This window comes from Paraburkholderia largidicola (assembly GCF_013426895.1).
Classification (GTDB): Bacteria; Pseudomonadota; Gammaproteobacteria; order Burkholderiales; family Burkholderiaceae; genus Paraburkholderia; species Paraburkholderia largidicola.
This window is the reverse complement of sequence record NZ_AP023175.1, coordinates 2,232,007-2,245,428: the sequence shown is the minus strand read 5'-3', so window position 1 is coordinate 2,245,428 and position 13,422 is coordinate 2,232,007. Positions and strand designations below refer to the sequence as shown.

Annotated in this window: 17 protein-coding genes; 6 read left to right on the top strand and 11 right to left on the bottom strand. The window is 60.0% G+C overall.

The window, feature by feature from the left end:
- Positions 1 to 19: 19 nt before the first annotated feature.
- Positions 20 to 835 (bottom strand): alpha/beta hydrolase, encoded by an 816-nt coding sequence (locus tag PPGU16_RS26690; RefSeq protein ID WP_180723383.1) that lies wholly within the window; start codon positions 833 to 835, stop codon positions 20 to 22.
- A gap of 177 nt (positions 836 to 1,012) precedes the next feature.
- Here PPGU16_RS26690 and PPGU16_RS26685 point away from each other — a divergent pair, with 177 nt between their 5' ends.
- A complete protein-coding gene (locus PPGU16_RS26685; RefSeq protein WP_180723382.1) occupies positions 1,013 to 2,032 on the top strand; it encodes a LysR family transcriptional regulator in 1,020 nt (339 codons plus the stop codon).
- Between the two features lie 153 nt (positions 2,033 to 2,185).
- A complete protein-coding gene (locus PPGU16_RS26680) occupies positions 2,186 to 2,443 on the top strand; it encodes a hypothetical protein (protein WP_180723381.1) in 258 nt (85 codons plus the stop codon).
- Between the two features lie 13 nt (positions 2,444 to 2,456).
- Here the strand turns inward: PPGU16_RS26680 and PPGU16_RS26675 are convergent, their stop codons facing one another.
- The 3 genes from PPGU16_RS26675 to PPGU16_RS26665 form a co-directional block, all read right to left on the bottom strand.
- On the bottom strand, positions 2,457 to 3,113 hold the full coding sequence (locus tag PPGU16_RS26675; protein ID WP_180723380.1) for a methionine ABC transporter permease: 657 nt from the start codon (positions 3,111 to 3,113) through the stop codon (positions 2,457 to 2,459).
- A complete protein-coding gene (locus tag PPGU16_RS26670; RefSeq protein WP_180723379.1) occupies positions 3,106 to 4,281 on the bottom strand; it encodes a methionine ABC transporter ATP-binding protein in 1,176 nt (391 codons plus the stop codon). Before PPGU16_RS26670 ends, PPGU16_RS26675 begins: the two co-directional genes overlap by 8 nt.
- A 77-nt stretch (positions 4,282 to 4,358) precedes the next feature.
- Entirely contained in the window at positions 4,359 to 5,198 is an 840-nt protein-coding gene (locus PPGU16_RS26665) for a MetQ/NlpA family ABC transporter substrate-binding protein (protein WP_180723378.1), read from the bottom strand.
- A 397-nt stretch (positions 5,199 to 5,595) separates the two neighbouring features.
- Here PPGU16_RS26665 and PPGU16_RS26660 point away from each other — a divergent pair, with 397 nt between their 5' ends.
- Positions 5,596 to 5,907: a hypothetical protein gene (locus tag PPGU16_RS26660; RefSeq protein ID WP_180723377.1), complete on the top strand. Its 312-nt coding sequence runs from the start codon at positions 5,596 to 5,598 to the stop codon at positions 5,905 to 5,907.
- Between the two features lie 201 nt (positions 5,908 to 6,108).
- Complete coding sequence (locus tag PPGU16_RS26655; RefSeq protein ID WP_224028876.1) at positions 6,109 to 6,597, top strand: PRC-barrel domain-containing protein; 489 nt, start codon at positions 6,109 to 6,111, stop codon at positions 6,595 to 6,597.
- A gap of 14 nt (positions 6,598 to 6,611) precedes the next feature.
- On the opposite strand, the gene PPGU16_RS26650 is transcribed toward PPGU16_RS26655, so the two are convergent.
- A complete protein-coding gene (locus PPGU16_RS26650; protein WP_180723376.1) occupies positions 6,612 to 7,454 on the bottom strand; it encodes a tetratricopeptide repeat protein in 843 nt (280 codons plus the stop codon).
- The gene (ku, locus tag PPGU16_RS26645) at positions 7,451 to 8,386 is read right to left on the bottom strand and encodes a non-homologous end joining protein Ku (RefSeq protein WP_180723375.1); all 936 of its coding nucleotides are present in this window, start codon (positions 8,384 to 8,386) and stop codon (positions 7,451 to 7,453) included. The genes PPGU16_RS26650 and ku overlap by 4 nt, the downstream gene beginning before the upstream one ends.
- Positions 8,387 to 8,681: 295 nt before the next feature.
- Between ku and PPGU16_RS26640 the strand changes: the two genes are divergently transcribed.
- Positions 8,682 to 9,122, top strand: coding sequence for an RDD family protein (locus tag PPGU16_RS26640; RefSeq protein WP_180723374.1), 441 nt, complete (start codon positions 8,682 to 8,684; stop codon positions 9,120 to 9,122).
- A 261-nt stretch (positions 9,123 to 9,383) separates the two neighbouring features.
- The gene (locus PPGU16_RS26635) at positions 9,384 to 9,668 is read left to right on the top strand and encodes a hypothetical protein (RefSeq protein ID WP_180723373.1); all 285 of its coding nucleotides are present in this window, start codon (positions 9,384 to 9,386) and stop codon (positions 9,666 to 9,668) included.
- 301 nt (positions 9,669 to 9,969) lie between these two features.
- Here the strand turns inward: PPGU16_RS26635 and PPGU16_RS26630 are convergent, their stop codons facing one another.
- The 5 genes from PPGU16_RS26630 to phaP all read right to left on the bottom strand — a co-directional run bounded on the left by PPGU16_RS26630 (position 9,970) and on the right by phaP (position 13,151).
- On the bottom strand, positions 9,970 to 10,107 hold the full coding sequence (locus PPGU16_RS26630) for a hypothetical protein (RefSeq protein ID WP_180723372.1): 138 nt from the start codon (positions 10,105 to 10,107) through the stop codon (positions 9,970 to 9,972).
- 235 nt (positions 10,108 to 10,342) lie between these two features.
- Positions 10,343 to 10,621: a hypothetical protein gene (locus PPGU16_RS26625; protein WP_180723371.1), complete on the bottom strand. Its 279-nt coding sequence runs from the start codon at positions 10,619 to 10,621 to the stop codon at positions 10,343 to 10,345.
- A gap of 117 nt (positions 10,622 to 10,738) precedes the next feature.
- Positions 10,739 to 11,842 carry an extracellular catalytic domain type 1 short-chain-length polyhydroxyalkanoate depolymerase gene (locus tag PPGU16_RS26620; RefSeq protein ID WP_180723370.1) on the bottom strand — a complete coding sequence of 368 codons (1,104 nt, stop codon included), beginning with the start codon at positions 11,840 to 11,842 and terminating at the stop codon, positions 10,739 to 10,741.
- A 385-nt stretch (positions 11,843 to 12,227) separates the two neighbouring features.
- The gene (locus PPGU16_RS26615) at positions 12,228 to 12,566 is read right to left on the bottom strand and encodes a hypothetical protein (protein ID WP_238268181.1); all 339 of its coding nucleotides are present in this window, start codon (positions 12,564 to 12,566) and stop codon (positions 12,228 to 12,230) included.
- 129 nt (positions 12,567 to 12,695) lie between these two features.
- Positions 12,696 to 13,151 carry a TIGR01841 family phasin gene (gene phaP / locus PPGU16_RS26610; RefSeq protein WP_180723369.1) on the bottom strand — a complete coding sequence of 152 codons (456 nt, stop codon included), beginning with the start codon at positions 13,149 to 13,151 and terminating at the stop codon, positions 12,696 to 12,698.
- Positions 13,152 to 13,422 lie beyond the last annotated feature (271 nt).

Sequence of the window (13,422 nt, the reverse complement as noted above, 5' to 3'; positions counted from 1 at the left end):
CATTTACTGGTTACATGAATCAGGAACGCTTCGGCGCGGAGCCAAGTTCTTTGCTGAAGAAGGCGGCGACGTCAGCGATGACTTCCTGTCGTGACGCCAGCTCGTAGTGCGCGACGCCGCGGTAGCGTGTGACCGTCGTGGGCACGCCCGCCGCGATCAGCCCGGCGGCGTACCGCTCCGCCTCCACGTGCATCAGGTCGTTTTGCGCGCTTGCAATGAATGCGGCAGGCAGCCCCGCCAGACGCACGGACTCGATCGGCGCGGCGTACGGATGAAGCCTCAGGGACGCCAACGGCAGATAGGCGCGATATCCCAATGCGCACTCCTCGGCGCACATATCTAGATTTATATCGTCATCCAGATCAGGGAAACGCGTCATGCTTGGATCGAGCAGCGGCGCAAGCAGCGCCTGGGCGGCAAAGCGAAAAGAGGCGCGGTCTCGGACCATCGCCGCCAGGCCTGTCGCCAGATTGCCGCCCGCGTCATGCCCGGCAACAGCCATTCGCTTCGAGTCGGCGTGAAGCGCGCGCGCGTGGGTGACGACCCACTGTGCAGCGAGGAATCCGTCGTGAAGCGCGGTGGGAAATGGAAATGCCGGCGCCAGCGAATAACCGACCGAAACGACCAGTGCATGCACCCGTCGTGCGATTTGCGTGCACATCGGATCGGACTGCTCGGGCGTTCCTTTAGTGAATCCGCCGCCGTGAAAAAAGAATATGACAGGCAACACGTCGCGCTTGCCCGGAGGACGATAGGTACGCAAGCGGATGGCCTGTAAGTGGCCGTCCAGATCCACGTTCTGGATCTCGATCGCCTGTTCGACATTGATTGACATAGCCTGCAGGCCTGCGCCTTCCCGGATGTTTCGATGGGAGCAATTCTGTCCGAAGACGAAAAACAGATAAATGGTTATAATCCAGAACACTATTCACGGCAGCCGAAGAATCACAGGTATCTCCCGCCCTGCCGCGTCCGAAAGCGAATTGCAGCTATTTGTGTGAGGTAAGGGAATATGGACAAGCTCCTGGCGATGAAGGTCTTCACCAAGGTCGTCGAGATGAACAGTTTCGCGCGCGCGGCGGACGCACTGGACATTCCGCGCGCGTCCGCCACCACCATCATCAAGAACCTGGAAGCGAATCTGCACACGCGCCTGATGCAGCGGACCACGCGCCGCCTGAACCTGACACCCGAAGGCGCGGGCTATTACGAACGCTGCGTACGGGTGCTTGCCGACATCGACGAAATCGAGGACAGCCTCGCCAATGTCGTCAAAGGTCCTCGGGGGAAACTCAGAGTGGACATGCCGGGTTCGCTGGGGCGCCTGATCGTGATGCCACGCCTCGAGGAATTCCGCGCGCGGCACCCGCACGTCGAACTCATGCTGGGCTTCGGCGACAGGCACGTGGACCTGATTCAGGAAGGGGTCGACTGTGCGCTGCGTGTCGGCAATCTGGACGATTCCACACTGGTCGCACGCCGGCTCGGCGCCTTGTCGACGATCACGGCCGCTAGTCCCGCCTACCTCGCTCGCTATGGCGAACCTCGCTCACTCGAAGATCTCGAGCAACACGTCGCGGTGCACTATTTTTCGAGCCGTACCGGGCGAACCATGGGTTTGAACTTCGATGTGAATGGCGAAAGCAGGGACATGAAAATGGATGGCGGCCTCGCCGTCAACGATGCGGACGCCTACGTCATGTGCGGCGTCAACGGTGCCGGCATCATTCAGGCGCCGTTATTCATGCTGGCGTCGCATATCGAATCGGGCGAACTCAAGGAAATACTCGCGCCGTGGAAAGTGCGCCCCATGCCGCTGTCTGCCGTCTATCCGCACAACCGGCATCTCGCCCCGAAGGTTCGGGTGTTTGTCGAATGGGTGGCGGAGATTTGCGAACAGTCGCCGCTTGCCTTCGCCCGAACCCGGCCGCCGATCGGGAAGACGCGTGACGACCATGTGATCGCAACGCAATCCGCACGTCCTGGCGACCTGGCCTATTCGGAAGAGACCGAGCTGGTGGCCAGCGCCTGATCGCCGCAACCGAAGCAGTCAATCGCGACGATTTTTCACTTCATCCGAACACTGATGTCGGCGCGTGCATCTTTATCGCTCGGGTGTCGCTTCCTACACTTGCGCTCATGCAATGGGCAATCGTGTCCCTCTCTCCAACGCCACAACTCCATCATGAAATCGACAGTTCAAGCACTCGCAATCGCGGCAATCATCGCCACCCCGCTGTCTGCGTACGCGCAGGCCAGTCAACCACTCCCTCGAGATCCGGTTAGTGCGGCGCCCGTTGTCGACAGCCAGCGCAGCCAGAATCAGTCGGCCGCCACGGACGATGCGGGCTTTGGTGGCGACCCGAAAGGCACGTCGCAATCGGGCGTGAGTGGCGATACGACAGTTAGCTCTTATTCACCGCCGATTCGCGTCGCACGTTAGACCACTCCGATCTTCACGCGCGTTGCGCAAGCCGGCGAACCAGGCGGTCGCCCGCGAACTGCACGGCCGTGACGATCGCAATCAGCAACACGATGACCGTCACCATCACGGTCGTATCGAAGCGCTGGTAGCCATAGCGGATCGCCAGATCGCCGAGTCCGCCCGCGCCAACGGCGCCCGCCATCGCCGACGAGCCGATCATCGCGACTATCGTGATCGTGAATCCGCCCAGAATGCCGGGCAGTGCTTCGGGCAGCAGCACGTGCCAGATAATGTGTCGGCGCTGCGCGCCCATCGCCTGAGCTGCTTCGATGAGACCGCGATCCACCTCGCGCAGGCTCACTTCTGCGACGCGCGCAAAGAACGGAATCGCCGCGATGGAAAGCGGCACGATCGCGGCCCATACGCCGATCGTCGTGCCGACCAGAACGCGCGTGAGCGGCAACAGCGCGACGAGCAGAATGATGAAGGGCGTCGAGCGAAATGCGTTCACCAGCGCGCCGAGTGTCGAATTCACCGCGCGCCGTTCGTAGATGCCGCCGCGCGTGGTCGTGACCAGCACCAGCGCGAGCGGAATGCCGACCAACAACGCGACGAACGCTGAAATGCCGACCATCAGCAACGTGTCGCGGATCGCGCCCGTCAGTTCCGAGAGCCAGAGTTCAGACATAACCGAGTACCTCCACGTGATCCGCGTGTCGCCGCGCACGCTCGATCAGCGCGGCGATACGGCTCGCGAGCGCGCCTGCCTCGCGCTCGGGCTCGGCTCCAGATAATTGCGCCGCCACCACGAGACGACCCTGCGCATGACCCTGGATTCGATCGATGCCGCCGTGCACGAAGCTCACGCGGCCGCCATCCACGGCCAATGCCGCGCTCAGTGCCGCAATATCCGGGTCGTGCCCATTGGCGCCCGTGTAGCGCACGTCGAGCAGAACATCGGTGGCATCGCGTGGTAAGGCATCAGCGCTCGCGGGCTTGAGGCGGGCGGCGAGATCGTCGGGGAGATCGTGCACCAGCGTGCGCAACAGTGCGCGTGTCGCATCGTGCTGTGGCGCGCCGAACACGCGCCACACAGCGCCCGTTTCGACTACCCCACCCTGTTCGATCACGGCGACGGTATCGCACACTTCGCGTATTACCGCCATTTCGTGCGTGATGAGAACGATCGTGAGGCCGAGACGCCGGTTGATATCGCGTAGCAGCGCGAGAATCGACTGCGTCGTTTCCGGATCGAGCGCGGAGGTCGCTTCATCGCACAGCAGAATGTCGGGATCGTGCACCAGCGCGCGTGCAATGCCGACGCGCTGCTTTTGCCCGCCCGAAAGGCTCGCCGGATACGCATTGCGCTTGGCCGACAAGCCGACGAGTTCGAGCAGGGCCGAGACCTTCTTCTCGATGGCGGCTTTGGGCACGCCCGCGATCCTGAGCGGCAACGCGATGTTGTCGTGCACCGTTTTCGCCGACAGCAGATTGAAGTGCTGGAACACCATGCCGATGCGCCGCCGCAATGTGACGAGCCCGCGCTCGTCGAGTTCGCCGACACTCACGCCGTTCACCCGCACCGCGCCCGACGTCGGCTTTTCGAGTCCATTGACGAGGCGCAGCAACGTCGATTTACCCGCGCCGCTGCGGCCGATGATGCCGAATATCTCGCCACGGCGAACATCCAGTCGCACGTTCGCTAACGCGACGGCATGTTCGCCGTTTGCCGTGGAAAATACCTTGCTGGCATCGTCGAATACGACGGCGGGCGCAGTGTCGTCCCTGGGCGCCGGCTTGATGGCGAGCGCCGGGCCCTCTTCGAGGAAATGCGCTACGTCGAGCAGATGGGTCATGTCGTCGATTCCTTTTCAGGCGGCTCGTTTGCGCGAGTGCATCGGGCAGGCCTGCGCGGCCCGCACCGAACGTCGCATCACCAGGCTACGGCGTACAGATCGCCGAACGCCTTGTCGAGCGCTGCGCGCACGGCGGGCGAATGCTGATAGATCGAAATGAACTTGCGGATGCGAGGGTCGTTGACGCTTTCCGGACGCACCACCCATTGAATGGCGAAGTTCTTGTTTTCGAGGCCATCGAACAGCAATGCGCTGTTTGGGTCCGTCGTGCCCGCGAGCTTGATGAAGCTCGGATAGCCCTGCGCGAGGTCGACGTCGTCGAGCGAGCGCGCCAACTGCGACGCTTCGAGCGCGACGATCTTCAGATGCTTCGGGTTATCGACGATATCCAGGGTGGTCGCGCGATAGTCGACACCCGGCTTCAGCTTGATGAGCCCGGCGCGTTGCAGCAGCAACAGTCCGCGACCACCGTTGACAGGGTCGTTCGCAATCGCAACCGTCGCGCCATCTTTGAGATCTTCAAAGCGCTTGACCTTCTTCGAATACAAACCAATCTTCATGATCGTGCCGGGCGCGATCGCCACGAAGTCGTAGCCGCCCTGCTTCTTTGCGTTTTCGAGGAAGGGAATGTGCTGGAAATAGTTGACGTCGATGTCCTTGTTGGCGAGTGCGGCGTTTGGCGTATTCCAGTCCGTGAATTCGATGATCTTGACGTCGAGCCCTTGCTGTTTCGCTTCCTGAGCCGCAACTTTCAACGCTTCGATTTGCGGGCTGGTTGCCGTGCCGATCTTGAGTGTCGGTGTGTCGGCGGCAAAGGCGGAAGCGACATTGAACGCGAACGCAAAGAGGATGGCGTGGATTGCGCGTTTGTTCCTCGCAAAGAATACACGCCGTAATGCGGACAAGAATTGACTCATGCTCTACTCTCAACAATGGGATGGTTCGGTTTCGGGCGCGTGCGAATACCGGCGTGTTAGGTCACGCCTGGATGGGATCGCGATGTTCGAGTTGACTGTGTGCCCGCCGGCAATGGGCGCCGCGTGCGGACGGGCGCCGCGCTGGATCAGCGCCGACAGGAGGAAACAGGATGGGTCATGGGATGGTTCATCGCCTCTCTCCAGATGAGGTCAAACGATCATAGAGGCACGCAGAAAAGCGGTCTACGAAGCGATTAGCGAATGGAAATCGCGAAACGCGATATGTGAGGAATCGGTCGTCCACCGCTGGACTACATCAAATTGAATGAGTAGTCTGTAGGCGCAGGATGACGTTTGTTGGCCACGCTGACTTTGACCTTCGTCCCGGGGAGGACTCATGGAAGTGAGCACCGAAACGCTTGTCGACATGCTTAGAGAAGTTGAAGCAGAAGATCCCATCGACTATGCGGACCTGCCGTTTGGAGAGCAAGAACTCCGGCGCCTCATTGTCAGTTCGCTCGTTGAGCGTCACCATAACGTGGAGACGGGCATGTCGGTCTCCGATATTCATGCGTTGTATTTGCTGAGCACCGCGAAGCTCGTCCTTGAAAATACGGTGCTCCATGCGCGATTGCTGCTTCTTCAAGGGCATCAACTGGATATCGAGTCGCTGTTGGCGCCCTTCACCCTCAAAGGAAAGCGTAGCTAACTGACGGCACCCTGCCACGGGCGACTTACCGCGACCCGCGGTAAGTCGCGCAGCCGTTTCCGTTTCACTTTCCCGCCGGCGCTTATAGCGCTGCATTAGCGGCCCATTGAGCCGTCCGTGTTTCCGTCCGATTGATCCCCACCATCCTGCCGGGCATGCGCGTTGCGTGATAGCAAGTCTACCCATCAGGAGCGCACAATCATGACCCCACTCGACCCCAACACGCAGTCGCAGTCCCAGTCCCAGTCACAATCGGCAGACCAGGGTGCGGGTATTGTCGGCATTGGCGTCGGCGACGGCCCCGGGCCTGACGTGATGGCGGCATCCACCCTGGATGGAACCAGAGTCGTCACGGCCGACGGCGAGCATGTCGGAAAAATTTCCGACATCATGCTCGACGTTCGCGGCGGGCGGATTGCCTATGCCGTGCTGTCGGAAGGCGGCTTTCTCGGCATGGGAACGACGCTTCACGCCATCCCATGGAGTGCGCTGACGATGAATGTCGATGAAAAAGTCTTCCTCGTGAACCTGATGGCAGATGAAATCAAAAACTCGCCTGGGTTCGACAAGGACCACTGGCCCTCGATGGCAGACCCGCAATGGGGTTCGTCCGTGCACGAATACTACCGTCAGCAGCCTTACTGGAACGCCACGCGGGATGCGGTAGAAGAACGGCCCAGCAATCTGTAGTCGCGGGCGCAAGGTCAACCGATGAGCCTGCGGTACGCGCTGAGATGCCGCAGCAACCCCTGCTTATCGCCGCGGATCTCGCTTAAGCGGGCAAGGTTGAAATGCGCGTCGGCATGGGTGGGGTCGAGCTGGAGACATCGCTCGTACGCCGCCATCGCCGGTCCGTAGCGTTTTAGCTCTTCCAGAGCGACAGCGCGGTTGAAATGCAGCAGCGCGTCATCTGGAAAATCCTCCAGCGCCCGCTCGAATACGGACAGCGCTTCTTCACAGCGCGTTTCGGTCTCGCAGAGCAGCACACCGAGATTGGTGTAGGCGTGGTAGTGCGGTGCGTCGGCCAGCTCGAGTACCTTGCGGTACGCCTGCTCCGCGCCGACGACATCTGAACTGGCGAGCTGCTCTGCCAGGGCGAACCACTCCTCGGCTTGTTGCTGTTTGCTTCGCTGCGTGCGGGGCGTAGTGTCCAGAAACGCGACGTCGCCGCCGAGCGGGGCGACCTCGAAATCGAGCAGATGTTGCCCTGACGTCGCGTCCCATTGGGATTGCCCCGTCTTGACGGCAATGGTGTCGCCGATGGCCGTGATACGAATGCCAGACAGGGGGAGTTCTTCCGGAAGATCGGCCTTCAGTCTGGCAAGCGCGCGCAAAATCTTGCGGGTCGTGATGTTCGCCGCTTGCAACTGAAATGCCGTGCGCAACACCACGACGTCCTGAAACGTAAATCGCAATTCGTTGCGTCGACCGCGAGAGGGCTCCACGAATCCGGCTGCTATCAGTCCGGAAAGCACTCGCCGCGAAACGCCGAGTAACGATTGAAGGCTCCGCAGCGAGTAATCGTGTGATTGATTGCGTCGACTCACTTTCGAGCTCGAACCTTTGCCGGCGGCGCTTCTTTGACTTCGGGCGTGGTTGCGGCCCGCCTGGCGGGCCGGCGGGGTTTGCTCGCAAGCACCGCGACATCATCAGGCGTCGCTTTCTTTGACGCAGGCGTCTTCGCTGCCCCGGCTCTCCTGGTCTTGTTGGTGCTGAGGCTTGCCCGAAGCGCTTCCATGAGGTCGATTACCTGACCACCCGAATCCTCTTCAGGGACCCCTGGCGACACGATCTGCTTACCGGCAATCTTGCGGTCTATCGCTTCCAGAATCCGCTTCTTTTCTTCATCTTCGTATGCCGACGGGTCGTACGCGTCCTCTGAAACCTGGTCGATGATCTGCAGCGCGAGCTGCAATTCTGCTTCAGTCACGGCTACCTGCTCGATGTGCAAATCGGCCAGTCCGCGCACTTCGTCCGCGAACAACAACTGCTGAAAAACCATGCCCTCATCGGCCGGCCGTATTTGAACGATACGGGTCTTCCCCTTGTTCGACCATTTGGCCAATGCACAGCGTTCGCATTCTCGCATCGCCTGCTGCAGAAGGCTGTATGGCTTGCCGCCGCGCTTGTCGGGCGCGATGAAGTAGGCCTTGTCGAAGTAGAGCGGATCGACTGACTTTTCCGGGACGAAAGAGACAATCTCTACGACGTGCGACGCACCTTCTTCCAGCGCTTTCAGTTCTTCTGGAGCAAAGACGACGAACTGGCCCTTCTCGAACTCGTACCCCTTCTTCATATCCACCCGCGCGACGACCTCGCCCGTGGCCTCGGAAATATACTGTTGCTTCACCCGACCGCCCTCTGGCGTGAGCAGATTGAAGCCGACTCCCGATGCACTCTCGGTCGCCGAATACAGTTTCACCGGAATCGAGACCAGCCCGAAGGAAAGCGTGAGAGATGCGATTGAACGCGCTGCCATGACATCCTCCTGATGGCCGCCGGATGCAGTCGCACGGCTGGTACGACGATCCGGCTTGTCGACTCTGGCGTCTGGGCGCGAATTTGACTGGATACCCTGCCGCGCCGATTCGTCGAGCAGTTGAGCACTTGACGTGCCTATTCTACGACCAACCTGAAGATCGCTACTTCAATTGCGCGGACACAGATGAGGCTATGTCCGCCACAGTAGAGGTATCGCGCACTCCGGCATACTGCCGAACAGCCTCGACCGTCTTTGCGTATCGAGCCCGACTTCCACCCGACACGACTTTCCGATGCGATACGCCTCCTACTCGCGACGCGCGACAGCACTGACTATCGATTCGATCTGGTGGACTGCCGTCGTGCTGCTCGTACCGCTCGGGCCTTCGACGGAGGAGATCCTGGTGGCACCCGAATCCTACGCTGCGACCATCCTTTTATGGCTAGCGATCGGGCAATGCATTCCCATCCTGATGACGGGCGTAATGTGGGCTGTATGGGGCACGTCACCCGGCAAACGCGCGTTGCATCTGCGGATAGTGGATGCCGATACGGGACGCCCGATGACCGTGCGACAAGCCGGTCTGCGCACACTCGGCTATCTGCTGACCTTCGCGACTTGCGGTGCCGGATTTCTGTGGGTTCTGTTCAACGACCGGAAGCAGACCTTGCACGACCGGATAGCCAATACGACTGTAGTCGAGGATGAAACGCATCGCCACGTCGAGACTTGAGCCGCCCGTGCCGGGATAGGTTGTCGTTTTGCATCCGCCGCACCTTGCACCCCGTATACGAAGTCAGAACGATACCCGCGACAGACCAACGGCGTACCCATCGCGCAGCCAGGCGGCGTTCAGTCGCCTCCGGGGTACAGCCAGGATCGAAAGCGACAGGTATCGAGCGCTTGCACTTCGCCGCCATGCAAGCATCCTGTTCAGCGGCACATTGAATCCAGCGACACGGAATCGTGCGCTGGCACGCCCAGGAGTCATGCCATGAAGAACGCAACGCGGAAGGTTTGGTTGGTGCACGCTTTTGTCGCAGCACTTTGCGGATGCGCTGCAACGTTCGCGCAGGCTGGAGGGAACGGCAATGGCGGCAACGGTAGCGGCGGTGCTCACGGTGCGGCGACGGCAGGGATGACGTATCACAGCGAGCCCGTGTCCAGCCCCTGGAACCGGGACCCCGGCGATATCTCGCGCAAGGCGAACATGAGCACAACGGATATGCCAGGCATGACACCCGTTGATGGTGTCGACGGTGTCAAAACCAGTCAGTAGCGGCAGTAGCGTCTCAGGCTGGAAGCGGGCGCCTCGGGCTTGGGATGCCGCAATTGGCTAGTCGCACAGCGCGTCTGTATGGACGAAGCGGTATGCGGTATGGCGAACGTCGATGCATGGTGCGAACACACCCGAGCTGCGCGCGCGTCGCAGTCGTGGCATCCCGCCGATCGCATATTGCGAGGACGTGGCGCTGGCCGATATGTGTGCTGCAACGGGAACGCGAGCCGGGCGAATTGCGCGCTCGCAACTTTGCAGCGCTCCGCCTCAACCGCGCTTGCCCAGGGTCAAGCGATAAGTCTTAGCGCGGACGGCGATGCGATTCAGCGAGGATTTCGCACACTTCCAGATGGGTACGCCACGCGTCAGCGAAAAATTCACGCACACGGGCGAAGAAGCCGCCTTTGGTAGCCGTCGAGGTAGCGGTAGCGTAGTTCATTGCAAGCTCCATTAAGGGTTACTGCCTAGGTACTAACCCTATAGTACACCCGTCGATGGTGCATTGCAAAATAAACTACGTGTACTGGCACCGTTTTTAGTGTCGTTGCTGCGGCCGAAGCCCGGGAAGCCGCGCAGCGCAAGGCGTGCGCGACAGCGCGCAAATGTGAACTCGTGTCGGGTTAACAGCCGCCGCTGACATCGACGCCGACCACCAGTTCACTGAACCTTATCGCTCAGTTGCCGCCGGACCCCGGCGCGGGAGCCGATGCCGCCATCCCGGCGTTCGATTTTTTGTGCATCTTCTTGTGCGACGTGGTGCCGGCGGGTGCCATGGTATTCGCCCCTGAAGCACCCGACACAGTGTCGGTCGAGCCCCCTGCGTTCGGCTTGCTCATACCCGTGCCGCCCTGCCCGCCCGCGGCACCTCCGCCACCCGCGCCTTGCGCATAGACACTTCCTGAAATACCGATAAGCAGCGCTGAAACCAAAATTCCTTTCGTCGAGCCTCGCATGTTCGTCTCCTTAGCACGGAGCGGTCGTTAGCACCGGAAGGTGCGACCCCGCGTCCAGCTAACCGCAAGCCCCATACCTCAAAACCCAATAAGCCATCGCGCTTGCGACCATTCCAATCAGGCAGAGACTTCCCGGTCCGCACGCGTCACCAACTTGACCGAAGCAAAGAAGCGAAGCATTTCCCGAGATGCATCCGGGCCATTAGAGTCGGTGTAGCTTCCCGTGCTATCGCCGCCGGACCACGCATGGTCGAGACCATGAATAATCCATTGCTCTCCGATGACCTCGCCCGCGTCATCGCATGAAAGATGGCGCGTGTGCCCATAGATTCCACTCGCCTCTGGCGCAACCGTCTCCGACTGACGAGGCGCAGTTTCCGATGAGAGCGCGAAAATGCAGTTCATCCGAATCAACTCGTCACAATTGCGGGGATGCACGACACTATCCCGATCGCCGTGAAAAGCGATCAGAGGTGTATAGCCGCGTTGCCCCGGTTCTCTCGGAACCAGTTCAAATTGAGAATCGCTCGCCCCGTGATTCATCACAGACATCGCGGAGAATGCGTCATCGGCAATCCCATACGGTAGCCCGGAGTGAATCCCGGCGGCTGCGAAAAGATCGGCGTAAGTGACGGCAAGATTGACTGCCATCGCGCCCCCGGCCGACATGCCTGCGACGTAAATGCGGGTGGAGTCCGCGTTATACGTGGACATCACCTCGCGAGTGAGATCGGCAATGAGCGCCGCTTCCCCGGACTCGCGAATCTGATCGCCCGGCCTGAACCAGTTCCAGCATCGGGCGGCATTGGCGCTTTGCGGTTGCTCCGGATACACGACGATGTATTGCGCCTCCTCGGCCAGCACATTCATTCTCGTACCGGCGGCGAAATCGTCAGGATCCTGGTTGGCGCCATGAAGCATGACGATCATCGGGAGTGGTTCACGTCCGCACGAGGCCGGAATATAGACCTTGTAGTTTCGCGTTCCCTCCTTTCCCCGAAACGTCTTCTGCTGCCAGATGGACTCACCCGGCGTACTCGTCAGAGATGGCATTGCGGAAGAATCTGCGCATTGCTCATCGCAGTGAGACGGCTCGGGCCCAGCCGCAACGTAGTCGGGCATCATTCCGCAAAAAAAGCCTGTAGTCGCCTCTACGGGTCCGCGCACAAGAAGCGCAAGCGTAAGATCTTGCGCGAATAGAAACGGGTTGAAATTATTCATGATGCTCTTATCGGTCGGCGGTCGCGCATTGCATACGGGCAAAATAAACCCGCCTTCAGCGGGTCTCGTTCACTTGCAATCAGATCCTGCACCGGAAAGATCTGTCGTTTAGCGCTTGCCGGATTGAGTAAGTTGCGACAACATCGCCTCGCCAAGAAGTTGTATTTCCGTGCCGCCGTCGCACATCCAGGCACCTGATGAGGCGACGTTCGGGATGCAACGTGGTAACGGGCACGTTTGCGCAGAGAGATGGGGTGGTCGAAATGAGCCTATCGGCGAAATACGCGATTGCCGGCGAGGTCTACAAGTCGTGGCTGCGCATGGTGTCTTCAGTCAGCAACGACGCTACGCGGGCCAGCAGGATTTCGCGACGCTCACTTGCGCGTTATATCGCTGTTGCTTGCGACGCATCGAGGAATTCGCGCGAGCAACTACGACCACTGCTCATGGTGTCCGGCCGTGCGTCGGCATACTTCCGGACAGCCGATGCGCCCTCGTTATTTCCACGCGCGTGTAGCTTTCCCGCTAGCGCCAGAAGAAAGCCTTTCAGGTCCCCGCTGCCGTGCTGGCGAACAAAGCCAAGTGCCAGTTCATCAATACAGGAGTTGCGGGATGTCGCATGCAACATACTGGCGATATACGACGCGCCCACGGCAAGTTCGAGTTCGAATGCCACGTCGATACGCATTTTCGTGACGCTCTCCCGCTTCATTGTGCTTTTCATTTTTTTCCCCGTGGACGTGCTTCCACACTCAGTCTCTGTCTACGTTTGCTTTGTCGATGTAGCAGAGCTTCATCTGTCCTGGAATCGGCGTCGCCATGGTGACGACCCGCCGAACCAGTCCGCCAGTCTCTAACCTGTCAACACAACGTCGTTTCCAGTGGCAGCGTGCTTTGTGAGGTTCTCGACAAAGACTTTCGCGTCGCGCTGATGTTGCTGAACTTGAGACTGTAGCGTTGTCGAAAATCCTCCCTGAACCTCCGACAGGATTTCGCGCACATGCCGACTGTACGCCGCGAACTTTTCCGCTGTCGGCTTCACGAGACTCGCGGACAGTGCGACCAGTTCGCCCGGCCTCGCCGTCACAGCCTTCATGGCCAATGCCTGATTCTCGGCGAGCGTCGCCTTGAATACCTGCAAATTCAACACGGTCAGGTTTTCGAGTCCTTCGAAAGCCTTGCTCGAAAATGAAAATAGCTGACGGGTACTGGCGGCCTGTGCGTCGATCAACTGCTGGGGAATACGTGTGCTCATACCTGCTCCAGAAAGGGAGACGGCGAGTGCGGAAGATTTTGCGGACGACTGCAAAGGCACGCGCCGAGGGCCAAAGGCTCAATGTTGCGATGCAGCAAAATCCATTGTAGGCGCATCGATAAGGAAGTCAATCGTGCCCTTGATGTTATTTGGAAGATCAGGAACGTGTAGCGCGGCCGATTGAAGAGAACACCGTTTCGACCGAGTCGGATCGCGCGTCGCGCAGCTTTTCATCTGGCACAAGCGACCGGGGCCACCCTCACGGGCGGCCCCTATTCTCTTTACCGAACCGATGCCAGCTAAATTAAAGCGCACATGGGAGATA

Excerpts from the sequence above, each read along its gene's own strand:
- PPGU16_RS26690 (WP_180723383.1), bottom strand. The coding sequence starts at position 835 with ATGTCAATCAATGTCGAACAGGCGATCGAGATCCAGAACGTGGATCTG.
- PPGU16_RS26685 (WP_180723382.1), top strand. The coding sequence starts at position 1,013 with ATGGACAAGCTCCTGGCGATGAAGGTCTTCACCAAGGTCGTCGAGATG.
- PPGU16_RS26680 (WP_180723381.1), top strand. The coding sequence starts at position 2,186 with ATGAAATCGACAGTTCAAGCACTCGCAATCGCGGCAATCATCGCCACC.
- PPGU16_RS26675 (WP_180723380.1), bottom strand. The coding sequence starts at position 3,113 with ATGTCTGAACTCTGGCTCTCGGAACTGACGGGCGCGATCCGCGACACG.
- PPGU16_RS26670 (WP_180723379.1), bottom strand. The coding sequence starts at position 4,281 with ATGACCCATCTGCTCGACGTAGCGCATTTCCTCGAAGAGGGCCCGGCG.
- PPGU16_RS26665 (WP_180723378.1), bottom strand. The coding sequence starts at position 5,198 with ATGAGTCAATTCTTGTCCGCATTACGGCGTGTATTCTTTGCGAGGAAC.
- PPGU16_RS26660 (WP_180723377.1), top strand. The coding sequence starts at position 5,596 with ATGGAAGTGAGCACCGAAACGCTTGTCGACATGCTTAGAGAAGTTGAA.
- PPGU16_RS26655 (WP_224028876.1), top strand. The coding sequence starts at position 6,109 with ATGACCCCACTCGACCCCAACACGCAGTCGCAGTCCCAGTCCCAGTCA.
- ku (WP_180723375.1), bottom strand. The coding sequence starts at position 8,386 with ATGGCAGCGCGTTCAATCGCATCTCTCACGCTTTCCTTCGGGCTGGTC.
- PPGU16_RS26640 (WP_180723374.1), top strand. The coding sequence starts at position 8,682 with ATGCGATACGCCTCCTACTCGCGACGCGCGACAGCACTGACTATCGAT.
- PPGU16_RS26635 (WP_180723373.1), top strand. The coding sequence starts at position 9,384 with ATGAAGAACGCAACGCGGAAGGTTTGGTTGGTGCACGCTTTTGTCGCA.
- PPGU16_RS26630 (WP_180723372.1), bottom strand. The coding sequence starts at position 10,107 with ATGAACTACGCTACCGCTACCTCGACGGCTACCAAAGGCGGCTTCTTC.
- PPGU16_RS26625 (WP_180723371.1), bottom strand. The coding sequence starts at position 10,621 with ATGCGAGGCTCGACGAAAGGAATTTTGGTTTCAGCGCTGCTTATCGGT.
- PPGU16_RS26620 (WP_180723370.1), bottom strand. The coding sequence starts at position 11,842 with ATGAATAATTTCAACCCGTTTCTATTCGCGCAAGATCTTACGCTTGCG.
- PPGU16_RS26615 (WP_238268181.1), bottom strand. The coding sequence starts at position 12,566 with ATGAAAAGCACAATGAAGCGGGAGAGCGTCACGAAAATGCGTATCGAC.